Below are 19,970 nucleotides of genomic sequence, written 5' to 3' on the forward strand. Positions count from 1 at the left end.
CAGATCAGTCGATCGGCCGGACCTGCGGCGCCAGCACCGTCAACGGCGCTGACAGCAGGGCCAGCGAGCTGATGCGCCCCGCGTCCTCGTAGGTCGCGGCCGCCACGACCTCACCCTTGACCCGGAGCACGAGATAGGCGATGCCCTTCTGGGTGAACGCCTTCGCCGTGTCGAGGTGCTGGGTCGTCGCACCGTTGACCGCGACATCGACCTCGGCGATCTGCTTCATGTCCTTGCCGAGCGCGAGCACCTCGACCTTCGAGTCCTTGCCCGGCGCCGACAGGATGAGGTCGGGCAGCGAGACACCCTTGCCCATCTCGACCGGCACGAGCGCAGGGCCGACCAGGGCCGGGACCGCCTCGGCATACGCGAAGTCCTTGTCGCCGGGTGCCATGCGAACCGTGGCGGCGACCGGGACGTCCGAGGTGACCTTCAACCCCTGACGCCCGCTGCCCGCCGTGGTGGGCACGTCGATGAGCTGCACCGCTCCAGCCTTGACCTTGACGGCACCGAGGCCCTCGGGGTTGAACGTGTTCTTGGGTCCGATGACCTCCACCTCGACGCGGGCCGTGGTCGTACCCGGGTTGAGCAGCGCGAGAGTACGGCCGGTGGCTCCGGAGACGAGCCCCCCGATCACCTGGGAACGACGCGGGCTCGCCGTGGCCGACACGGGTTCGGTGCCGCCGAACACTGCCGTCGACAGGTCGTTGACGACCGCCGACACCGAGCCTCGGCGGCGCAGCACGTGCAGCGCCAGCTCCGGCTCACCGGCGGCCAGGTCATCGAGACGAACCCGTTTGGTCGTGAAGGGCTTGATCACGATGCCGCTGGCGTCGACGGCATCGATCTTGCCCTCGGGCCCCCAGAGCTCCATGTCGATCGCGGCCGGGGTGTCGCCGACGTTGGTGAGGATCACCGACGAGAAGTGCTTCGCGCCGGAGCCCAGGCCGAGGTACCACGCGTCGTCGACCAGGTCGGGGCACGATCCGACGACCAGCCCTCCCCCGCTCGACTTGCGGGCCGTCGCACCGAAGAAGCCCGTCGCACCCGAGGCCCGGCCGGACTGCTCGACGATCACTCCGCCGCCGTCGACCTCGGACGTACGCCACGTGGCAGGGTTGCCGAGCTGGGCATCGGCGGTCTTGCCCGGGAGCACCGTCGCTGTCGCCTTGTCTCCGGGAGACAGCTGGCCCGCGGCGACCGTGATGCCGGCGCCGGCAGGACACGCGTACGTGGTCTGGGTGATCCTGACTCCGTCGGGTCGACGCGGCGACTCCGACGGCTTGGGCACGACATGGGCACCGATCACGAGGCCGGCAGCCACGAGCGGGATGAGGAACGTCCGATAGCGGATCACGCCGTGACCTCCTCGAGGTCTGGCTCGACCTCGCGACGCCGCACCGGCGCTGTCAGCACGATCGCGACGAGCCAGGCGAGAACCTGCAGGCCACCGACGACCGGGTGCCACCACGGCGCCGAGGCGTGGGCCGATGCCGGATCGCCGGAGATCGTCCACACCCGCGAACCTGGTTCGTCACTGCCCGACGGCGACAGCAGCGGAGCGCCGTCGATGCGTCGCGCGACATCGGGATCGGCTCGCGGCGCATAGATCGCGTCGATGCCCGCGGCGCTGAGGGCGCGTACGTCCGCCGAGGTGCCCTGGGCCAGCAACCGTCGCACCGCGAGCGTGAGCTTGTCGGCTTCCGGGGAGGATGCCGCGACCGCCTCCTGACCCAGATAGGGGCCGTCGCCGTCCACCACCTTGTAGTCGACGCCGCGATCGATCGAGCCGGTCACGACCAAGGTGTTGCCCGGTCGCTCGGCGAGGAACAGGGGAACGACCGCCGACCGCCCCGTGTCGATCGGATCGGCCTCGCCGCGGCCGATCCACCACACGGCGGTGCCGACGGGAAGGACCAGCGCGACCGCGACGACGGCCGCGAGGGCCGGGCGTGGAAGACGGACGTCCGGCGCCGCGATCAGCACGGCCGCGATGAGCCCGCCGATCCAGACGACCGCCGGGACCGCAACCCACGGCTCGACGTCGGCCGGGCCGGTGTGGGTGGAATAGGTGACGACGAGACCCGAGAGCGCCACGGCAAGACCCAGGATTGCGACGAGCCACGCGGTCTCGACTGCCAGGCGCGTCCGGGCGGGAACCAGGGCCAGCACCGCGAGCACCACCAGGCCGACCGTCAGCCAGCCCGGCGCCGCGATGCCGCCTGCTCGTCCGAGGACGACGTCCAGCGCCGTCGCGGATCCGGGAACGGGGAAGCCCGCCTCCCACCACATCCGGAACGGTCGGAGCGCGCGCTGCCACAGCCACGGACCGAGGAGGACCAGCGGCACGATCGCCGACGCGACGAGGTAGCGGCTCACCCAGCGGCCCTCGGCGTACAACAGGATCACCAAGCCTCCGAGGCCCAGCAGCAGCGCAATGGGGGCGAACGCTGCCGCCACGGCGATCCAGATGCCGAGCCGCAGGCCCAGCTGCCACCCGGGAGTCTCGGCGAGCTGTATCGCGGTGTTGACCACGATCGGCAGCACGATCAGCGCGACCACCGTGCCGAGGCGTCCCTGGCTGACGGCACCGGTTGCCACGACGCACAGCGCATACGTGACCGCACAGGCGATGCGGATGCCGCGGTGCGGTGAGACGAGCCGGCCGAGTCGATGTGCCGTCAGGGCGGCGAGCGGCACGGCAAACAGCATCAGGACCCAGACCACCAGGCCCGGGTGGAACCACACCGGAGTCGCGAACGCCGCAAGTGGAATGGCGAAGGCAGGCGCCAGCATCGTGCCGGCCTGCAGCTCGCGGTCACGCCCGAGCAGCAGCGACCACCAGCCGTACGCCGACTCCGGCGATGCCGGCAACGCACCACCGTGCAGGCCGGCGCCGAGCAGTCCGCGTCCGGCGAGGAGCGAGAGCAGGACCAGCACGAGGACCGTGGCGAACCAGGGCCGGCGGGCCAGCAGCGACGGGCCGTCCTCGAGGTCGTCGGCCTCGTCGGGCGACTCGTCGGGACGTGTCGACCGGCGGCCGACGGTGGCCACCGCCTCGGGCTTGACCAGCGCCGTGATCGTGTCGCGGGTCATGTCGTAGCCGTGCTGGTAGGGCAGCCAGAACGGCGCCAGCAGGCCGCGGATCTCCCGGTGCGGGCGCTTCGCGGTCCTGGCGCGCTGGCGGCGTCCCGCGAACAGCCGGATGGGGTGGACGTACGCCGACCGCAGCGCGAGCAACTCGTCGCTCGCAGCCTCCGGGTCCTTGCCGATCAGCATCGCCAGCACCCGCAGCAGTGAGCCGACGAACAGGCGGACGTACTGGAACAGGAAGCGCGGCATCGGCGTGTTGACGAGCAACGTGTAGATCGCTGCGCGCCGGGGCTCCCAGTGCGGGACGTCGCTGCGCGAACGCTTGCGGGTGCCACGCCGCGACGCCTCGGCGTGGAACATCACGGCCGTCGGAGCGGTCCGCGTACGGTAGCCGGCCCGGGCGACCCGCCAGCCGAAGTCGATGTCGTCACCGTGCAGGGGCAGCCGGCGATCGAACCCACCGAGCTCGTCCCACACGTCGCGGCGAACCAGCATCCCGGCACTGTTGACGGCCAGCACGTCGCGCTCACGGTCGTGCTGACCGGCGTCGGGCTCCCCCGTCTCGAGCCCGGTCTCCCGGTTGCCCGTCGCGGTGATCGTCAGGCCGACCTCGAGGAGCCGGCGCAGCGACGGCCACTCGCGGATCTTGGGACCCACGACCGCGATGTCGGGGGATGAGGTCGCGGTGTCGAGCAGCCCGGAGAGGGTTCCCGGCAGCACCGAGGAGTCGTCGTGGAGCAGCCAGATCCAGTCGGTCTCGGGCAACGACTCGAGCGCGATCTTGACCGCGTCACCGAAGCCCGTCCCGGACGGCGCGGTGCTGACGCGGCCCTCGCCGAACGCCTCGCGCAGCAGGTCGGCACTGCCGTCGGTCGAGCCGACGTCAACGACCTGCCACACCGTCGGGGCATAGAACATCTCACCCAGCGAGGCGATGACCTTGGGGAGCCAGGTGGCTCCGTTGTGGGACACGAGCACAGCCGCCACGGTCGGCGGCGCATCCAGCCAATGGCGCGCGGTCGGAGTCTCGTCCACGAGGAACGACCTTAGTGGACGACGGGTGAGCCTCTTCAGGCTCGCTTCTTGAGCTTGCGCCTCTCACGCTCAGACAGGCCGCCCCAGATGCCGAAACGCTCATCGTGAGCAAGGGCGTACTCGAGGCATTCACCACGGACGTCGCAGGTCAGGCAGACCCGCTTGGCCTCACGCGTCGAACCACCCTTTTCAGGGAAGAACGCCTCGGGGTCCGTCTGCGCGCACAGGGCACGCTCTTGCCACATGAGTTCTTCATCGAGCTCCGGCGGCAGACCCACATCGAATGACATACTTGAAATTACAGACCTGTCACCTGTCACAAGTCAAGCGGAATGGCAAGATTCGGCGAATCCACGGCGTGTCGCCAGTGAAAAGTCACCGCGGGCGCGGGGCCCGACATCGGGCCCGTCACAATTGGCGGATGCGCATCACGATGGTTGCCGGAGCCGACGCCGCCCCGTTCGTCCACGATCTGGTGGCTCTCCTCGATCCGGCCGACGAGCTGACCGTCATCGCCCCGACCGTCCGGCGTCACGTGTCCGCCGGCCTCGAGGCCAGCCCTGACCTCGACGGGCTGCTGACGCCCGGCGGCGAGCCGACGTACGCCGTCGCCGACGCGCTCGCGGCCGTGGAGTACGTGCCCACGTGGCAGCGTGCCAGCGACCAGGTCGTCGCTGCCCGGCTCGTCCGTACGCAGCTCGTCACGACCGGCGCCTCGCTCACCGACGTGACGATCGCGGCCGCGATCCGCGGCTCGCTCCCCTATCGCCTGCTGCCGGTGTGCGACGAACGGGCAGAGCTCCGCGTCGTCGTGGGATCTGACGAGCCGAGGGCGATCCATGTCGGCGAATACCTCGCCGAGCCGACGTCGTACGAGGCGACCCAGCTGCTCCTGGTCGCCGACAAGATCGCCGTGTCGTCGGCTGTCACGCAGACGCTCACCGACACCGACGTCCTCGTGCTCGGGCCGTCGAGCCGGACGCTGGTGATCGACCCCGTGCTGCGTACGCCGGGCTTCCTGGAGCTCATCGCCGACGAGCTTCCCGTCCTGGTGGTCGACCACGAGGACACCGTCCCGGCCGAGCTCGTACGGGTGGCGGGTCTTCGCCAACCCGATCCCGGGCGTTCGCGCTCGGTCCCCAGAAATGCCGCGACGATGCTGCAGATCGCGCAGGTGTCCGCGTGAAGGGCCTCAGCCAGCTCCTCGCCGGCGTGCCGGACGCCTCGCTGCCCCTGCTGACCTACTACGACCAGTCGACGGGTGAACGCGTGGAGCTCAGTGCGACCACCACGGCCAACTGGGTCGCCAAGACCAGCAACTTCCTGGTCGACGACCTCGACGCCGACGGCTCGACCCGCATCCGCATCGGCTTGCCGACCCACTGGCTGCGATTCGTGTGGATCCTGTCGGCGTGGAACGTCGGTGCGGCCGTCGTCGACTCGTCGGCCGACATCGGCCTGAGCGGTCCTGAGCTCGAGGCGGACGAACGCCACAAGGTGGCGGCATCGCTGCGCCCGCTCGGAGGCCGCTTCATCACCGAGCCCAGCGGCTTCCTCGACATCGGTGCCGAGGTCCCGGGACACGGCGACCACTTCTTCGCCATGGACCCGCCCGGCCCTGACACGGTCGCGATCGAGCTTGGCGGCGTCGTACGTACGCACGCCGACCTGTTGTCGACCCCACCGGACGGTCGCCGGATCATCGTCGAGCCCGGCACGGTCGAGCGCGACGCCGGGCTCATCGTGGCGGCGCTGCTGGGCGGCGGCTCGCTGGTCATCGTGACGTCCGCCACGTCGGCCGATATCGCCCGCGTGGCAGAGCAGGAGTCCGCCCAGATCTCCTAGGCGGATCCACTACACTCGGTGTGCCGCGGTCGGGTCTGACCGTTCGGCGAGAACTCACAGTAGGGACCCTTTCCAGATGGACCTCGCCCATGACGCGGCGCCTGACGGTCTCACCCGAGTAGGTGCGCGGCCGCCGCTCGGCGACTACCTCCGACAGGTCTGGCTCCGGCGCCAGTTCATCGTCTCCCTGGCGCAGTTCCGCATCGAGGCCGAGAACCAGCGCAACAGGCTCGGCATGCTCTGGGTCGTCATCAAGCCCCTGCTCGAGGCCGCGGTCTACGGAACCGTCTTCGGCTTCCTCCTCGGCAGCAATGCCCGTCCCCCGCACTTCGTCGAGTTCCTCATCATCGGCATCTTCATGTTCCAGTTCTTCTCCTCGACCTTCTCGGCCGGCGCGAAGTCGATCACGTCCAACAGCGCCCTCGTGCAGAGCCTCAGCTTCCCCCGCATGACGTTGCCGCTGTCATTGGTCGTCCAACGCCTGCTGCTGTTCCTGCCGACCCTGGCGATCATGGTCGTGCTGGTCGTCGTCACAGGCACGGCGCCGCACCTCAACTGGCTGCTGATGATCCCGCTGATCGGCCTGTTCTTCGTCTTCAACTGCGGGGTCACCCTGATCACGGCCCGCCTCACGGTCCACTTCCGCGACCTCAGCCAGCTGCTGCCGTTCATCACGCGCCTGCTGTTCTACACGACGGGCCTGTTCTTCAGCATCGAGGAGCGCTTGCAGCACCACCCCACCCTGCTGCGCATCGCAGACTTCCAGCCGTTGCACGAGTTCCTGACACTGGCCCGCGGCATCCTCCTCCACGGTGAGGCGTACGAGGTCAAGTCGGTGTTCTGGCTCTACGCGTCGGTCTGGTCCTTCGGTGTGCTCGCCGTCGGCATCGTCTACTTCTGGGCTGCGGAGGAGCGCTATGGCCGCGTCGACTGATCGCAAGCCGGTCGTGGTCGTCGACGACGTCCACGTCGAGTACAGGGTGCTCGCCACCGGCAAGCGCGCCACTGCCGCCGACAGCGCCCGCAAGCTGCTCGAGCGCTCACGTCGTACGCGCTCGGTGCACGCGCTCAAGGGCGTGTCATTCTCGGCGTACGAGAACGACAGCATCGGCGTCATCGGGTCCAACGGCTCCGGCAAGTCGACGCTCATGCGCGCGATCTGCGGATCGACCCCCACCTCGAGCGGCTCGATCTACGCCGCGTCACGGCCCAGCCTGCTCGGCGTCGGCGCTGCGCAGCTCAAGGACCTCTCGGGCGAGCGCAACATCATCCTCGGCGGCCTGGCCCTCGGCCTCACCCGCGCCGAGATCGAGGGCAAGCTCGACGACATCATCGACTTCGCCGGCCTCCGGGAGTTCATCGAGCTGCCGATGCGTACCTACTCCTCGGGCATGACGGCGCGACTGAAGTTCGCCATCGCCACGGTGCAGGACCACGACATCCTCATCATCGACGAGGCCCTGGCCGTCGGAGACAAGAACTTCCGCGATCGCAGCGAGGCGCGCATCCGCGAGATCCGCGACAACGCCGGAACGATCTTCCTCGTCAGCCACTCGATGCAGTCGATCCGCGACACCTGCAACCGCGTCATCTGGCTCAACAAGGGCGAGCTCATGATGGACGGCGATCCCGAAGAGGTCATCGAGGCGTACGAAGCCTCGAGCTAGGCACGTCGCTCAGCAGGAGGCTGCGAGGTCGTCCGTGGTGTTGGCGGCCCGTTGCGTCGGGTCCTTCTTCTTGGGCCCAGAGGTCGTCGGCGCTGCCTCCGACTTGTCGATCGCGGTCTGGATCATGGTGTGGATCGCCGGGAAGTTGGGGTTGACGGTCGACACGACCGGCGGCACGAGGGACACGACGGCGATCTTGGACCCGCGCGACTTCAGCGCGAGATCTGCGAACTGACCCAGCTCGACGGCCGGGATGTTGGTGCTGAGTAGCTCCTTGCCCGACTCGGCGATCCGGGTCGCGTTGACGAGGACCTTCTGCGGGCTGAGCTGGTTGAGCATCGCCGCCATCAGGCACTTCTGCCGGCCCATGCGGGTGAAGTCGTCGGACGCGACGCGGCTTCGGGCGTACCAGAGCGCCTTCTGGCCGTCGAGCTTCTGCAGGCCGGGCTCGATGTAGGTCTGCTTGTAGGAGTCGTCGTGGCCGAACATCGCAATCCGCGTCTTGACGTCCATCTCGACCCCGCCGACCGCGTTGACCAGGCCCTTGAAGCCGTTGAGGTTGATCATCACGTAGTAGTTGATCTTGAGGTTGGTGGCGCCCTCGACGGCATCGATCGTGGCGTCGAGCCCCGGGTCGGCGCTGTCGGGGTAGAGGTCCTTGCGGTTCTGTGCGGCCGTGTGCACCGCGTTGAGCAGGCACGTGGGTCCGCAGTTGTAGCCGTAGGGGTAGACCCTGCGCATCGGCGAGTCCTTGGCGAACGGCACGTTCTGCAGGTTGCGAGGCAGCGACACGAGCACGGTACGACCCGTGGTGGCGTCGATGCTGGCGATCGTCATCGAGTCGGGGCGGATGCCGGTGCGGTCCTTGCGGGCGTCCGAGCCGATCATCAGGATGTTGTAGCGGCCCTTGAGCGGCGGGGTCGTCTCGGTCGCCTTGAACACCGTCTTGACCGTCTCGCGCGAGACCTTGATGAGCTGCGAGGCGTACGCGGTGGATCCGGCGACACCCGCGATGATCGCGACGTTGATGACCGTGATCGCCGCGGCACGCATGAACGACAGGCGGAACGTCGAGCCGAGTCGCCACGCGTCGATGAACAGGCACAGCCACAGGAAGCCGACCGAGATCAGCCCGAAGCGGGCCAGCGCCAGCTTGTCGCTGTTGGTGAAGTAGCCCAGGAACGTCGCCCGGTCGGTGGCGTACTTCCAAGCCAGGAAGCCGCCGAGGCACAGCAGGAGGAACCACACGAAGGTCGCGACCCGGCCCACCCATCGGTTGCCGACGGCGCGCTGGGCTGAGCCCGGCACCACGATCGTCATGAGGCACAGCGTCAGGGCGCGCCGGAACCGGACACGCGGCGAGTCCAGGTGGCGGTCCTGATAGCCGCGGCCCAGGAGACTCGCGCGGTGCGACATGGGTCCCTCACGAAACGTTGGCCGACGGAGCCACCATTATCACCGATGCACGTGCCATGTCTGAAATGAACGGGTGTGATCTCAGCGCCACCTCAGGTTCGACGTTCAGCAGGCGGCGTCGAGGTCGGCCGACTGGTTGGCCTTGCGGGGGTCGTTGCTCGTGTCGTCGGTCTTGGGGACCGAGAGCGTGGCCTGGGTGATGCCGACCTTCGTGGTCGACTTGCCCTCGGCCTTGGCGACCGCCTCGTCGATGACACGGCGCACCTTGTCGAAGTCGGGGCTCCCGGTGTAGATCAGCGGTGGCACCAGCGACACGGTCGAGACCTTCTCGTTCTTGGCCTTGAGCGCGAGGTTCATGAAGACGTCGAGGTCCTGCTGCGGGATGTTGGTCGTCAGCAGCGCCTTGCCGGAGTCGGCGATCTTCTCGACGTTGAGCAAGACCTTCTGCGGGCTGAGCTGCTTGAGCATCGCGTTCATGACGCACTTCTGCCGGCCCATGCGCGACCAGTCGTCGTTCTGCACGCGGCTGCGGGCGTACCAGAGCGTCTGGTCACCTGTGAGCTTGTGGGTGCCGGCCGGGATGTAGCCGCGGATCGGCGAGCCGATGCCGCCGATGGCCGTACGTTCCTTGACGTCGATCGTGACGCCGCCGACGGCGTCGACCAGCTTGGAGAAGCCATGCATGTTGACCAGGGCGTAGTAGTTGAGCTTGAGCCCGGTGATCTCCTCGACGGCACCCATCGTGGCGTCGAGCCCGGGGGCCTTCTCGCCGAACAGCTCGGCGTGGTCGTTGGCCCAGGTGTTGATCGCGTTGAGGTACTGGCCCTCGCCGTTGAAGCCGTGGGGGAACTGCTTGTCCATCACCGAGCCCTTGGGGAACGGCACGTTCTGCAGGTTGCGCGGCAGGCCGATCAGGACGGTGCGGCCGGTGTCCTTGTCGATGCTCGCGACCGTCAGCGAGTCCGGGCGCAGACCGCTGCGGTCGGGACCGGAGTCGCCGCCGAGCATCAGGATGTTGTAGCGGCCGTCCTCGGGGTGCGAAACCGTGTCGGACGCGAACACCGTGCCGATGAACGAGCTCTGCACCGCGACGAGGTGTGCCGCGAAGAACATCGTGCCCGCCGTGACGAAGCACAGGACGCCGTTGAGTCCCGTCATCCAGAGCCGGTGGTTACGTGCCATCTTCAAAGGCTGCCCGAGGCGCCAGGCGTCGATGATCAGGGCGACCCAGGCGATGGCACCCGCCATCAGGACGTACCGGCCGACCGTGAGGAGACGCGGGTTGGTCATCAGCGAGAACAGGCCCGTGCGTGACGTCATCGAGAGGAACAGCAGGAACGCGCCGAGCGCCAGGAACCCCAGCCAGATGCGGACCGCGATGCGTCCGACCTTGCGACTGCCCATGACGAGCTGGGCCGAGCCGGGCATGACGAGGGTCATCGCGGTGAGCGTCAGCGCACGACGGAACTGGATACGAGCAGAGGCATCGGCCGGACGGGCGTAGGAGCCACCCATCACACTCGAGCGAACGTCAGACATGGTGTCCTCACGTTGGGGAAGAAGCTGAGGCGTGTCCCAGTATTGCGGCAAACCTTCAAGTTGCGGTTGAGGGCGCGCCGAGATCGCGCAGCAATTTTCAGGTTCAGTTCACCGGCAATTTTCAGGCGCCGATCGACTCGGCCTCGGGCTGGTACGGCGGGTGGTCCGGTACGGTCATCTGCATGCCAGGTGAGTGGTCGGAGGGCGAGTACGGGTGGCTCTACGGCGACGGAAAGCCGGCCCCCAAGGCCGCTCCGGAGTCGTCCGACCTGCCGCCGCCCAACCTGCCGCCGCCCGGGTCGACGCGGTCCAGCTCATACGAGCCGCCACCACCCAGGACTCCGCGCAAGAAGCGCAACGGCCGCCGCATCTTCGGTTTCGTGCTCCTCGCGTGGATCGTGTTCCTCGTCGCCGTCCCGGTATGGGCCTGGGGCAAGATCGCCAAGGTCGACGCCGAGCCCGACGGAGCGCGCCCCGCCGACCAGCCCGGTACGACCTATCTGCTGGTCGGTTCCGACAGCCGCCGCGGCCTCACCCCGGAGGAGCAGAAGGAGTTCTCGACGGGCGGCGACGGTGGTGGGCGCGGTCGTACCGACACGATCATGCTGCTGCACACCGGAAGCGGTCCGACCCTCCTGATGTCGCTCCCGCGTGACTCGCTGGTGCAGATCGAGGGCTACGGGCGCACCAAGATCAACGCGGCGTACGCGTTCGGCGGGCCTCCCTTGCTGGTCCAGACCATCGAGAAGAACACCGGCATCCGCATCGACGACTACGTCGAGGTCGGCTTCGGCGGACTCGTCAAGGTCGTCGACTCGCTCGGCGGCGTCGAGATCTGCCCCAAGCAGGACCTCAAGGACAAGGACTCCGGTCTCGACGTCAAGAAGGGCTGCCAGAACGCCGACGGCAAGACGGCGCTGGCCTACTCCCGCAACCGCCACTCGTACGCGACCCAGGACATCCAGCGCGTGCAGAGCCAGCGAGAGGTGCTGGGCTCGATCGCGGCCGAGGCGAAGTCACCCTGGACCGTTCTCAACCCGTTCCGCTACATGAGCGTTGCCAGCGGGGCGTCCGGATCTCTGCAGATCGGTGAGAACGTCGGCCCGATCTCGCTGGCGAAGTTCGCGTTCGCGCTGTCGGCGGCCATGGGCGGCGAAGGGCTCAACTGCACCGTGCCGCTGCGCGACTTCGCGGTGACGTGGGATCCCGAGCGGGCACCCAAGATGTTCGACTACATCAAGACCGACCGCACGGCCGACATCGGAAGCCTCTGCACCAAGGACGGCCTGCCGAAGTCGAACTGACCGAAGGCGCCAGTCTGCGAAGCGCGACCAACGCCCCGATAGATTGGGGCACATGACTTCCTCGGATTCCGGCGCACATGCCCACGGCGTCGCAACGCTGACGCCCGACGGCACGGTGCTCGACGTCTGGTACCCCGCGCCCCGACTGGGTGCCGCACCCACGGGATCGAGCGAGCCGCCGGAGCTCGCGGCACTGGCCGGCAAGGACGACGTCCGCGACGTCGTCAAGGCGGTCGTGCTGACCGAGATCGCCGACCTCCAGGCTCCCCCCGCAGATGCCTACGACGCCTACCTTCGCCTCCACCTGCTGTCGCACCGCCTGGTGGCGCCGCACGGCCAGAACCTCGACGGCCTCTTCGGGGTGCTGACCAACGTCGTCTGGACGTCGCTCGGCCCCTGCGCCGTCGACGGCTTCGAGGCAACCCGAGCGCGCGCTCGCGCCGCCGGCCAGCACGTCCAGGTGACCAGCGTCGACAAGTTCCCTCGCATGACCGACTACGTGATCCCGAGCGGCGTGCGCATCGCCGACGCCGACCGCGTACGCCTCGGCGCCCACCTGGCCGAGGGCACCACCGTGATGCACGAGGGCTTCGTCAACTTCAACGCCGGCACCCTGGGCACCGCGATGGTCGAGGGCCGCATCTCCGCCGGCGTCACGGTGGGCAACGGCTCCGACGTCGGCGGCGGCGCGTCGATCATGGGCACGCTGTCCGGCGGGGGCAAGCAGATCATCAGCGTCGGCGACAACTCGTTGATCGGCGCCAATGCCGGAATCGGCATCTCGCTGGGCAACGACTGCGTCGTCGCGGCGGGCACCTATGTCACGGCGGGTTCCAAGGTCACGATGCCCGACGGCTCGACCGTCAAGGCCGCCGAGCTGTCGGGGCAGGACGGCATCCTGTTCCTCACCAACAGCCAGACCGGTGCGCTCGAGGCCAGGCCGCGCGGCGAGCGTACGGGCATCGAGCTCAACTCCGCCCTGCACGCCAACTAGCCGCCTTCTCTGATGAGGCTCAGGTGGTTCGTCGTCCTCGGACTCGTCGCGGCGGGCATCCTCGTCGCGACCGGGTTGCGCGATCGCGAGCCCCTGCGCAGCGAGTTCTGCGTCGCGAAGGTCGGTGACGTACGCGCCCAGGTCGACCTCGAACAGGGTCAGTGGGCGGCGCTGATGGCCGCCATCGCCCAGAACCGCGGGATGTCGCCGCGGGCCACGACGATCGCCATCGCGACAGCGTTCCAGGAGTCCAAGATCCACAACATCGACTACGGAGACCGCGACTCGATCGGCCTCTTCCAGCAGCGGCCGTCACAGGGCTGGGGCACGGTCGCGCAGATCATGGATCCGCACTACTCGATCACGAGGTTCTACAAGGCACTCGCCAAGGTCAAGGGCTACGAGACCATGGAGATCACCCAGGCAGCCCAGAAGGTGCAGCGCTCCGGCTTCCCCGGCGCGTACGCCCAGCACGAGGCGGACTCCCGTGCTCTCGCCTCGGCGCTGCGCGGCTACAGCCCGGCGGCCTTCACCTGCCAGATCAACCCCAAGGGCAGCGGCAGCGTCGCCGTCGTCATCGACGACGTCGAGAAGGCGTTCGGCAAGATCGAGTCAGCCCAGGACCGCGACCGTGCACGATTCCCGCTGACCGGAAAGCCCGCCGACATCGAGGCGCGGGGCTGGGCGATCGCGCACTACCTCGTCGGCAACGCGTCACAGCTCGGTATCGAGACGATCACGTTCCAGACCAAGCAGTGGAACGCCGAGGACTCCGACCAGGGCTGGACCACGACCGACACGGCCGATCCCGACATCGTCCGCGTCTCGACCAACTAGCTGGCGAGGCGCTTGACGGCGGCTGCGATGCGTTCGTCCTTCGCCATGAACGACAGCCGTACGTGGTTGGCGCCGGCAGCGCCGTAGAAGTCGCCCGGAGCCGCAAGGATGCCGCGATCAGCGAGCCAGTCGATCGTGGCACGTCCGTGCTCGCCACGGGTGACCCAGAGGAACAACGAACCCTCGGAGTGCTCCACCGTGAAGCCGGCAGCCTCGACTGCGGCACGCAGGTCGTGGCGACGAGTGGCATAGGCCTTGCGTTGCTCCTTGACGTGCTGGTCGTCACCCAGCGCCGCCGCCATCGCGGCCTGCACCGGTGCGGGCACCATCGAGCCGAGGTGCTTGCGCACCTCGAGCAGCTCGGTGACGATCGCCTGATCACCTGCCACGAACGCGTCACGATAGCCCGCGAGGTTGGAGCGCTTGGACAGCGAGTGCACCGCGAGGATGCCGTCGAACGAGCCGCCGCAGACGTCGGGATGCAGCACCGAGTAGGGCGTGTCCTCCCAGGCGAACTCGAGGTAGCACTCGTCGGAGACCACCAGGGTGCCGCGCTCGCGCGCCCACTCGACGACCTTGCGGAGGTGGTCGATCCCGAGGATCCTGCCGCTCGGATTGCCCGGAGAGTTGATGTAGATGATCGCGGGAGCCCTGGGCCCGACCGCGACGGTCGAGTCGGTGGCGATGACGTCGCACCCCGCGAACCGGGCACCCACCTCGTACGTCGGGTAGGCCAGCTCAGGGACGACGACGAGGTCGCCGGCACCGAGCCCGAGCTGCACCGGCAGCGTCGCGATGAGCTCCTTGGACCCCATGGTCGGCAGGACCTGCGAACGCTCCAGCCCGGTGACCTCGAAACGGCGCTCGAGCCAGTCGATCGCAGCCTGTCGCAACGACTCGGGGCCGAACACCGTGGGGTAGCCCGGTGAGTTGGCGGCTGCCTTCAGGGCGTCCTGCGCCACCGCGGGGGTGTCGTCGACCGGGGTGCCGATCGAGAGATCGACCAGGCCCTCGGGGTGGGACTCGGCGCGCGCCTTGGCGTCAGCGATCGTGTCCCACGGGAAGTCAGGGAATCGTGCGGAGACTTCCCTTCTCGGCGTCACTCGTCGTGTTCCTGCGGGGGCAGCGCGGCGATGATCGGGTGATCCGCGTCGATCTTGCCGAGCTTGGCGGCGCCTCCGGGCGAGCCGAGATCGTTGAAGAAGTCGACGTTGGCGGTGTAGTAGTCCTTCCACTCCGCCGGGGTGTCGTCCTCGTAGAAGATGGCTTCGACGGGGCAGACCGGCTCACACGCACCACAGTCGACGCACTCGTCGGGGTGGATGTAGAGCATGCGATTGCCCTCATAGATGCAGTCCACCGGACATTCGTCCACGCATGCGAGGTCCTTGAGGTCCACACACGGCTGGGCGATCACGTAGGTCACGAGGGGTTCTCCTTCGAAGGTTCGCTTCCATTATCCGTGGTCGCCAACCTAGCCGCGCAGCAGGTCCATTGGCTGACATGAAACGCTGAGTCTGTGACACCTGACGCTCCCACGGTCGGCGCGCGCGTCGTCGTACGCCACCTCGCCGGAGGCACCGGGCCGTCCGGTGGACCCGCGCTGAACGATGTCGTCGGCCGAGTCCTCGGAGTCGATGACAGCACCGTGACGGTGCAGCGACGTGATGGTCGTACGGCGATCGTCGCGCTCGCCGACATCGTCACGTGGAAGGTCGTCCCGGACCGTCCGCTGCGTCGTCGGCGCGCACGTGACGTCGACACAGAGGAGCTCACCCGCATCACGTCCCGGGGGTGGCCCCCGATCGAGTCGCAACGGCTGGGCGACTGGGAGCTGCGCGCCGCGGGACGGTTCACGGGCCGCGCCAACTCGGTGGCGGTGCACGGCTCTCCGGGCGTCGAGCTCACCGACGCCCTGGAACGAGTCGAGGCGTTCTATGCCGAACGGGACCAGCCGGCACTTGCCCAGGTCGTCACCGGATCGGCCCACGACACAGCGCTCGCGGCGGCGGGATGGACCCCGATGGACGACTACCACGGTGGCGCCGTCGTACAGGTCGCCGATCTCGACCCGGCGTACGCCGCCGATCCCGCGGCTCGCATCGCCGACTCGGTCGACGCCGAGTGGCTGAGCCACTACGGCCGGGTCAACGACCCGGTGTCGGCGCGAGCCGTGCTCGAGGGGCCGGCACAGGTCGCGTTCGTCTCGATCGGAGATCCCATCGTCGCGATCGGTCGGGTCGTCGTGACCGGCGAGTGGGCGGGTATCTCGTGCGTCGAGGTCGATCCCGAGGTACGCCGGCAGGGTCTGGCCAAGCGGGTCGTCGACACATCCTTGGCCTGGGCCGTCGAGCACGGAGCCGACAAGGCATACCTGCAGACCATGCGGGCCAACACGGCGGCGATCGCGTTGTACGCGCCGTACGGATTCGCCGACCACCACGACTACCGCTACCTGCGACCCTCCACAGCAACCTCACAGTGACTCCACTGGCGGCGCCCAGAGCGGCTTCGTACCGTGATGGACATGAGCCACCACCCGACCGACACCCCCGAGGAGCACGACCTCGGGCTGGGACATGACCTGCCGACCCTGCTGCATCACGATCGCCCTGAACGTCGCGGTCTGATCGCGTGGGGTGATCAACTCACCAGCGCCTCGCAGCGTGGGGCCTTCGGCCCGAGACGCTCACACTTCGTTAGCGCTGACTGACGCTCGGCCGCGGGCGGCCTCGGTCAGTCAGGCTTCTTGCCGCAGATCACGTGGTCGGCGGCCTGGTAGTGGGCCGTGTCGGTCTCGGACTTGACCTTCTTGCCGCCCTGGTAGAACGTCCGGTAGATGTCGATGTCGAACCCCTGGATCGGGTCCTGGGGGACACAGCGCTTGGTGTCGTCGTACTGCGTGCCGGGTGAGCGGAAGTTGCGGCGGGCCGACTGGCCGGCCTTCACGTCGTAGACCTTGGTGCTCCACAGCTCGACGTGCATCTGGCCCTGCGAACCTGGCGTGCTCTTGACCACCCACGCACGCACCAGCACGCCGTACTTGGTCGAGTTCTTCCAGCGCAGGTCGAGGTTGCCGAAGTAGACCGTCGCCTCGCGGCCAACCGGGTAACGGTTGATGTAGAACGCGTGCGGGTGGTGCTCGACGTCGTCCATCCCACCGAAGAACGCGGCGTTGTAGGTCGTCGTGGCGACCTGTGAGACGCCGCCGCCCAGCTCCTCGCGGAACACCCCGCCGTTGATCACGGTGCCGGTCACGAAGCCGTTCGCCACGGTGCGTTCGCCGACCGTCTTGTTGAAGCTGAACGTCTCACCGGGCTCGATGATCGTGCCGTTGATCAGCTCGGCGGCACGACCCTGGTTGATGTTGCGGTACTCGGCGTACGGGAACCGCGTCGTGAAGCTGCTGATCCGCTCGGTGATCTTGAGCGCCTTGGCGTCCTCGGTCGTGAACAGCGGGTCGACCACCTTCGCGGTGATCGCGATCTTGCGCTCGGCGCCGGTCTTGTCGAGCACCGGCAGGAGCTTCTGGGCCATCTCCTCGGGCTGCAGCCCGACACCCTCCTTGCCGGGGACCACGACCGGCTTGCCGTTCTCGATCTTCACGGTCGCGTCGACGGCCTTCTTGCCGATCCCGGTCACGGAGCTGGTCAGCGGTTCGGCGAGCTTCTTGGGGTCGATGTACGGCTTGAGCACGTTGTCCTGCACCTGCACGACCAGGGCCGGCGTGTAGGCCGTCACCGGGAGCGAGACGTTCTTGTCGCCGACCGCCAGCGTGACAGGCCCGGCCACGGCGGGCTCGGCGATCGTCTTCATGGCGTCGGCAAGACCGTCTGAGTCGACCGCTGGCTCGACCACGACGGTCGGCACCTTCACGGGCTTGTCGGTGACGAGGTAGGCGTCCTTGATCACGTCGGCGGCGTCGTCGCGCGCGACGACCAGGCCTGCCTTCGGCTCCCGCGGTGTCGGCTTGGCCTTGGGGAACGTGATCTGGGCCTCGACGACCTCGACGTTGATCGACTCACCGATCGTGCCGATCACGCTCTGCAGCTTGGCGTCGTCGACATCGAGCGCCGGTGCGGTCTCGTGATCGCCGAACAGCAGGCCGACCATGTCCTTCGGGTTCCAGCTGCGGTGTCCGCCCGCCTCATCGACCGAACGGTCGAGGTCGAACGAGAGCCCCGCATCGGCCGGCTTGACGCGGAACTCCACCTTCTCGTGGCTCAGCACGATCTCGTTGGCGATCCGCGGGGTCAATGCCTCGTCGACGGCCGCCCGGGCCGCCGACGGTGACATGCCGCTGACGTCGACGCCGCCGATCGTCGCGTTCGCCGGCATCCGAGCGCCGGTGAGGAAGTAGCCGGCGACGTAGAGCGCGGCGACGAGCCCCAGCACGCCCAGGAGCACGTTGCGGCCGATGTGCGATCCGCCCTCGTCGTCATCCTCGGTGGCAGGCTGCGTCGCGGGCTCGGCGGCGGCAGCCGCCAGGACGTCGGTGTCGGGTGAGATGTCGTCGCCATCGGGATCGAATGCTCCCGCCGGTACGGCGACGGGTTCTTCGACGATCGCCTCCTCGACGGCGGGCTCCTCGACCTCGTCAGCGACCTCGGGCTCGGCGGGCTCCTCGGCGACGGGCTCCTCGACCTCGTCAGCGACCTCGGGCTCGGCGGACTCCTCGGCGACGGGCTCCTCGACCTCGTCAGCGGCCTCCGTCTCGACAGCAGCCTCCTCGACGGCGGGCTCCTCGGCAACGGGTTCCTCGACCTCGTCAGTGACCTCGGGCCCGGCGACGTCCTGCTCAGGCGCAGCCTCGTCAGAGGACTCATCAACCTCAGGCTCGACAGCGTGCTCGACCTCGGGCTCGACGACGTCCTCGGCCTCGGAGGTCAGCGCCGCCTCGATGTCGGCGTCGGGTTGCGCCTCGTCGGGGGGCTGGGAAAGGTCGGGCTCGTCCGGGCGCTCGGTCATACCTCCCCCTTCACGGCCGTCATTGGCCACGCCTCGGTGTCCGAAGCGCGCCCCACACTATGAGCACGAGTGATCCGGCCGCAAACGTCAGGCCCATCCAGTCGGTGGCGACGAGGTAGCTGCCACCGGGCGAGAGCTGCAGCGCGGTGAGCATCGCGGCCCAGCCGAGCCCGAGCCAGGCGCCACCGACGCGTACGAGCTCACTCGCCGCCAGCACGACCGCGGCCGTGGCCACCAGGGCCAGGACCAGCCCCCACGGCACCCGGGTGCCACCGAGGCCGACGGTGTGCCGGTGCACGATGGCGGCAACGACACACAGATAGGCGCCGGCCAGGACCAGCCCACATCGCCTCACAAGATCAGAGTCCGGCAAACAGGTCGTGCTCGAGGCCGTCGGCACCGACCGGGCCGAGCGTGCCCTTGGCGAGGCGATAGAACTCCTTGCCCCACACCTGGTTGCCGAGGTTGTTGGACAGCGCGAAGAACGGTCCGTCCAGGGCGATCTGGGTGGCGTGTGCCTTCATCGCGTCCATCTTGGCGTCGACGAACTCGTTGGCGTCGATCGCGGCGTCCAGCTCCTCGTCGGAGGCCCCGAACGGCAGGTTGTCGGGATCCCAGTCGGCGAACGACGTCGTGTCGCCCGCCTCGCGTACCTGCTTGATGCCGTCGCTCATCTGTGACTTCGACATCGCAACCCAGTAGGCCTTGGACACGTCCCACGCCTCACCGAGGTCAGGCTTGTAGGACCGCACCGCGGCGAGCTCCATCGCATACGTGGCGACACGGTGGGCTTGTACGTGGTCGGGGTGGCCATAGCCGCCGAACTGGTCGTACGTCACGAGCACCTGCGGCCTGAGCTCGCGAATGATCCCGACGAGCAGGTCCGCGGCCTCCAGCAGGTCGGCGTGCCAGAAGGCGCCGTCGGGCGTCTCCTCCGCTGCCGTGGCGGATCCATCCTCCGCCCAGGACATGCCTGAGTCGTGGAAGCGCCCGAACCCGCCGAGGAAGCGATGGTCCGTGACCCCGAGAGCCTTCATCGCATCGGTCAGCTCGCCGCGGCGATGCTCACCGAGGCCGCCGTCCTTCTCGAACGCGAGGTGCTCCAGCTCCGGCACCAGCACCTCGCCCATCTCACCGGCCGTACACGTGACCAGGGTGACCTGCACGCCTTCGGACACGTACTTGGCCATCGTGGCGCCATTGTTAATGACCTCGTCATCGGGATGGGCGTGCACGAACAGGATGCGGCGATCACTCAGAGGCATGCCCCAA

General features: G+C 68.3%; 18 protein-coding genes. 8 read left to right on the plus strand and 10 right to left on the minus strand.

Annotation, left to right across the window (positions count from 1 at the left end):
• Positions 1-4: 4 nt before the first annotated feature.
• Genes ABD683_RS03205 through ABD683_RS03215 form a run of 3 tightly spaced genes read right to left on the minus strand, consistent with a single transcriptional unit; the run spans position 5 to position 4,418 of the window.
• Positions 5-1,357: a DUF5719 family protein gene (locus ABD683_RS03205; protein ID WP_344767246.1), complete on the minus strand. Its 1,353-nt coding sequence runs from the start codon at positions 1,355-1,357 to the stop codon at positions 5-7.
• On the minus strand, positions 1,354-4,128 hold the full coding sequence (locus ABD683_RS03210; RefSeq protein ID WP_344767248.1) for a glycosyltransferase family 2 protein: 2,775 nt from the start codon (positions 4,126-4,128) through the stop codon (positions 1,354-1,356). The genes ABD683_RS03205 and ABD683_RS03210 overlap by 4 nt, the downstream gene beginning before the upstream one ends.
• Before the next feature lie 35 nt (positions 4,129-4,163).
• Positions 4,164-4,418 carry a WhiB family transcriptional regulator gene (locus ABD683_RS03215; RefSeq protein ID WP_344767249.1) on the minus strand — a complete coding sequence of 85 codons (255 nt, stop codon included), beginning with the start codon at positions 4,416-4,418 and terminating at the stop codon, positions 4,164-4,166.
• A gap of 131 nt (positions 4,419-4,549) precedes the next feature.
• Between ABD683_RS03215 and ABD683_RS03220 the strand changes: the two genes are divergently transcribed.
• The 4 genes from ABD683_RS03220 (at position 4,550) to ABD683_RS03235 (ending at position 7,640) form a co-directional block, all read left to right on the plus strand.
• Positions 4,550-5,314 carry a 2-phospho-L-lactate transferase CofD family protein gene (locus tag ABD683_RS03220; RefSeq protein WP_344767250.1) on the plus strand — a complete coding sequence of 255 codons (765 nt, stop codon included), beginning with the start codon at positions 4,550-4,552 and terminating at the stop codon, positions 5,312-5,314.
• Positions 5,311-5,973 (plus strand): TIGR03089 family protein, encoded by a 663-nt coding sequence (locus tag ABD683_RS03225; RefSeq protein ID WP_344767252.1) that lies wholly within the window; start codon positions 5,311-5,313, stop codon positions 5,971-5,973. Before ABD683_RS03220 ends, ABD683_RS03225 begins: the two co-directional genes overlap by 4 nt.
• Positions 5,974-6,049: 76 nt before the next feature.
• On the plus strand, positions 6,050-6,907 hold the full coding sequence (locus ABD683_RS03230; RefSeq protein WP_344767254.1) for an ABC transporter permease: 858 nt from the start codon (positions 6,050-6,052) through the stop codon (positions 6,905-6,907).
• On the plus strand, positions 6,891-7,640 hold the full coding sequence (locus ABD683_RS03235; RefSeq protein ID WP_344767256.1) for an ABC transporter ATP-binding protein: 750 nt from the start codon (positions 6,891-6,893) through the stop codon (positions 7,638-7,640). The genes ABD683_RS03230 and ABD683_RS03235 overlap by 17 nt, the downstream gene beginning before the upstream one ends.
• Positions 7,641-7,649: 9 nt before the next feature.
• Here ABD683_RS03235 and ABD683_RS03240 read toward each other — a convergent pair whose 3' ends face one another.
• Positions 7,650-8,960, minus strand: coding sequence for an LCP family protein (locus ABD683_RS03240; RefSeq protein ID WP_344767257.1), 1,311 nt, complete (start codon positions 8,958-8,960; stop codon positions 7,650-7,652).
• 201 nt (positions 8,961-9,161) lie between these two features.
• Positions 9,162-10,595 carry an LCP family protein gene (locus ABD683_RS03245; RefSeq protein WP_344767258.1) on the minus strand — a complete coding sequence of 478 codons (1,434 nt, stop codon included), beginning with the start codon at positions 10,593-10,595 and terminating at the stop codon, positions 9,162-9,164.
• A 182-nt stretch (positions 10,596-10,777) separates the two neighbouring features.
• Here ABD683_RS03245 and ABD683_RS03250 point away from each other — a divergent pair, with 182 nt between their 5' ends.
• The 3 genes from ABD683_RS03250 to ABD683_RS03260 are packed head-to-tail and all read left to right on the plus strand — an operon-like array spanning position 10,778 to position 13,730.
• Positions 10,778-11,899 (plus strand): LCP family protein, encoded by a 1,122-nt coding sequence (locus ABD683_RS03250; protein ID WP_344767260.1) that lies wholly within the window; start codon positions 10,778-10,780, stop codon positions 11,897-11,899.
• A gap of 52 nt (positions 11,900-11,951) precedes the next feature.
• Positions 11,952-12,893 (plus strand): 2,3,4,5-tetrahydropyridine-2,6-dicarboxylate N-succinyltransferase, encoded by a 942-nt coding sequence (gene dapD / locus ABD683_RS03255; protein WP_344767262.1) that lies wholly within the window; start codon positions 11,952-11,954, stop codon positions 12,891-12,893.
• A 12-nt stretch (positions 12,894-12,905) separates the two neighbouring features.
• On the plus strand, positions 12,906-13,730 hold the full coding sequence (locus ABD683_RS03260) for a VldE C-terminal domain-containing protein (RefSeq protein WP_344767264.1): 825 nt from the start codon (positions 12,906-12,908) through the stop codon (positions 13,728-13,730).
• Here the strand turns inward: ABD683_RS03260 and dapC are convergent.
• On the minus strand, positions 13,727-14,833 hold the full coding sequence (gene dapC / locus ABD683_RS03265) for a succinyldiaminopimelate transaminase (protein ID WP_344767266.1): 1,107 nt from the start codon (positions 14,831-14,833) through the stop codon (positions 13,727-13,729). The genes ABD683_RS03260 and dapC overlap by 4 nt on opposite strands.
• Positions 14,830-15,156 (minus strand): ferredoxin, encoded by a 327-nt coding sequence (gene fdxA, locus ABD683_RS03270; protein WP_344767267.1) that lies wholly within the window; start codon positions 15,154-15,156, stop codon positions 14,830-14,832. The genes dapC and fdxA overlap by 4 nt, the downstream gene beginning before the upstream one ends.
• A 93-nt stretch (positions 15,157-15,249) precedes the next feature.
• On the opposite strand from fdxA, the gene ABD683_RS03275 reads away from it, so the two are divergent.
• The gene (locus ABD683_RS03275; protein ID WP_344767269.1) at positions 15,250-16,215 is read left to right on the plus strand and encodes a GNAT family N-acetyltransferase; all 966 of its coding nucleotides are present in this window, start codon (positions 15,250-15,252) and stop codon (positions 16,213-16,215) included.
• Between the two features lie 251 nt (positions 16,216-16,466).
• Here the strand turns inward: ABD683_RS03275 and ABD683_RS03280 are convergent, their stop codons facing one another.
• Genes ABD683_RS03280 through mshB form a run of 3 tightly spaced genes read right to left on the minus strand, consistent with a single transcriptional unit; the run spans position 16,467 to position 19,963 of the window.
• On the minus strand, positions 16,467-18,698 hold the full coding sequence (locus ABD683_RS03280; protein ID WP_344767270.1) for a VanW family protein: 2,232 nt from the start codon (positions 18,696-18,698) through the stop codon (positions 16,467-16,469).
• Positions 18,699-18,717: 19 nt separating this feature from the next.
• Positions 18,718-19,053 (minus strand): hypothetical protein, encoded by a 336-nt coding sequence (locus tag ABD683_RS03285; protein WP_344767271.1) that lies wholly within the window; start codon positions 19,051-19,053, stop codon positions 18,718-18,720.
• Between the two features lie 4 nt (positions 19,054-19,057).
• Positions 19,058-19,963, minus strand: coding sequence for an N-acetyl-1-D-myo-inositol-2-amino-2-deoxy-alpha-D-glucopyranoside deacetylase (mshB, locus tag ABD683_RS03290; protein ID WP_344767272.1), 906 nt, complete (start codon positions 19,961-19,963; stop codon positions 19,058-19,060).
• Between the last annotated feature and the right edge of the window lie 7 nt (positions 19,964-19,970).

Origin of the sequence: Aeromicrobium panaciterrae (genome assembly GCF_039537165.1) — a bacterium.
Taxonomy (GTDB): Bacteria; Actinomycetota; Actinomycetes; order Propionibacteriales; family Nocardioidaceae; genus Aeromicrobium; species Aeromicrobium panaciterrae.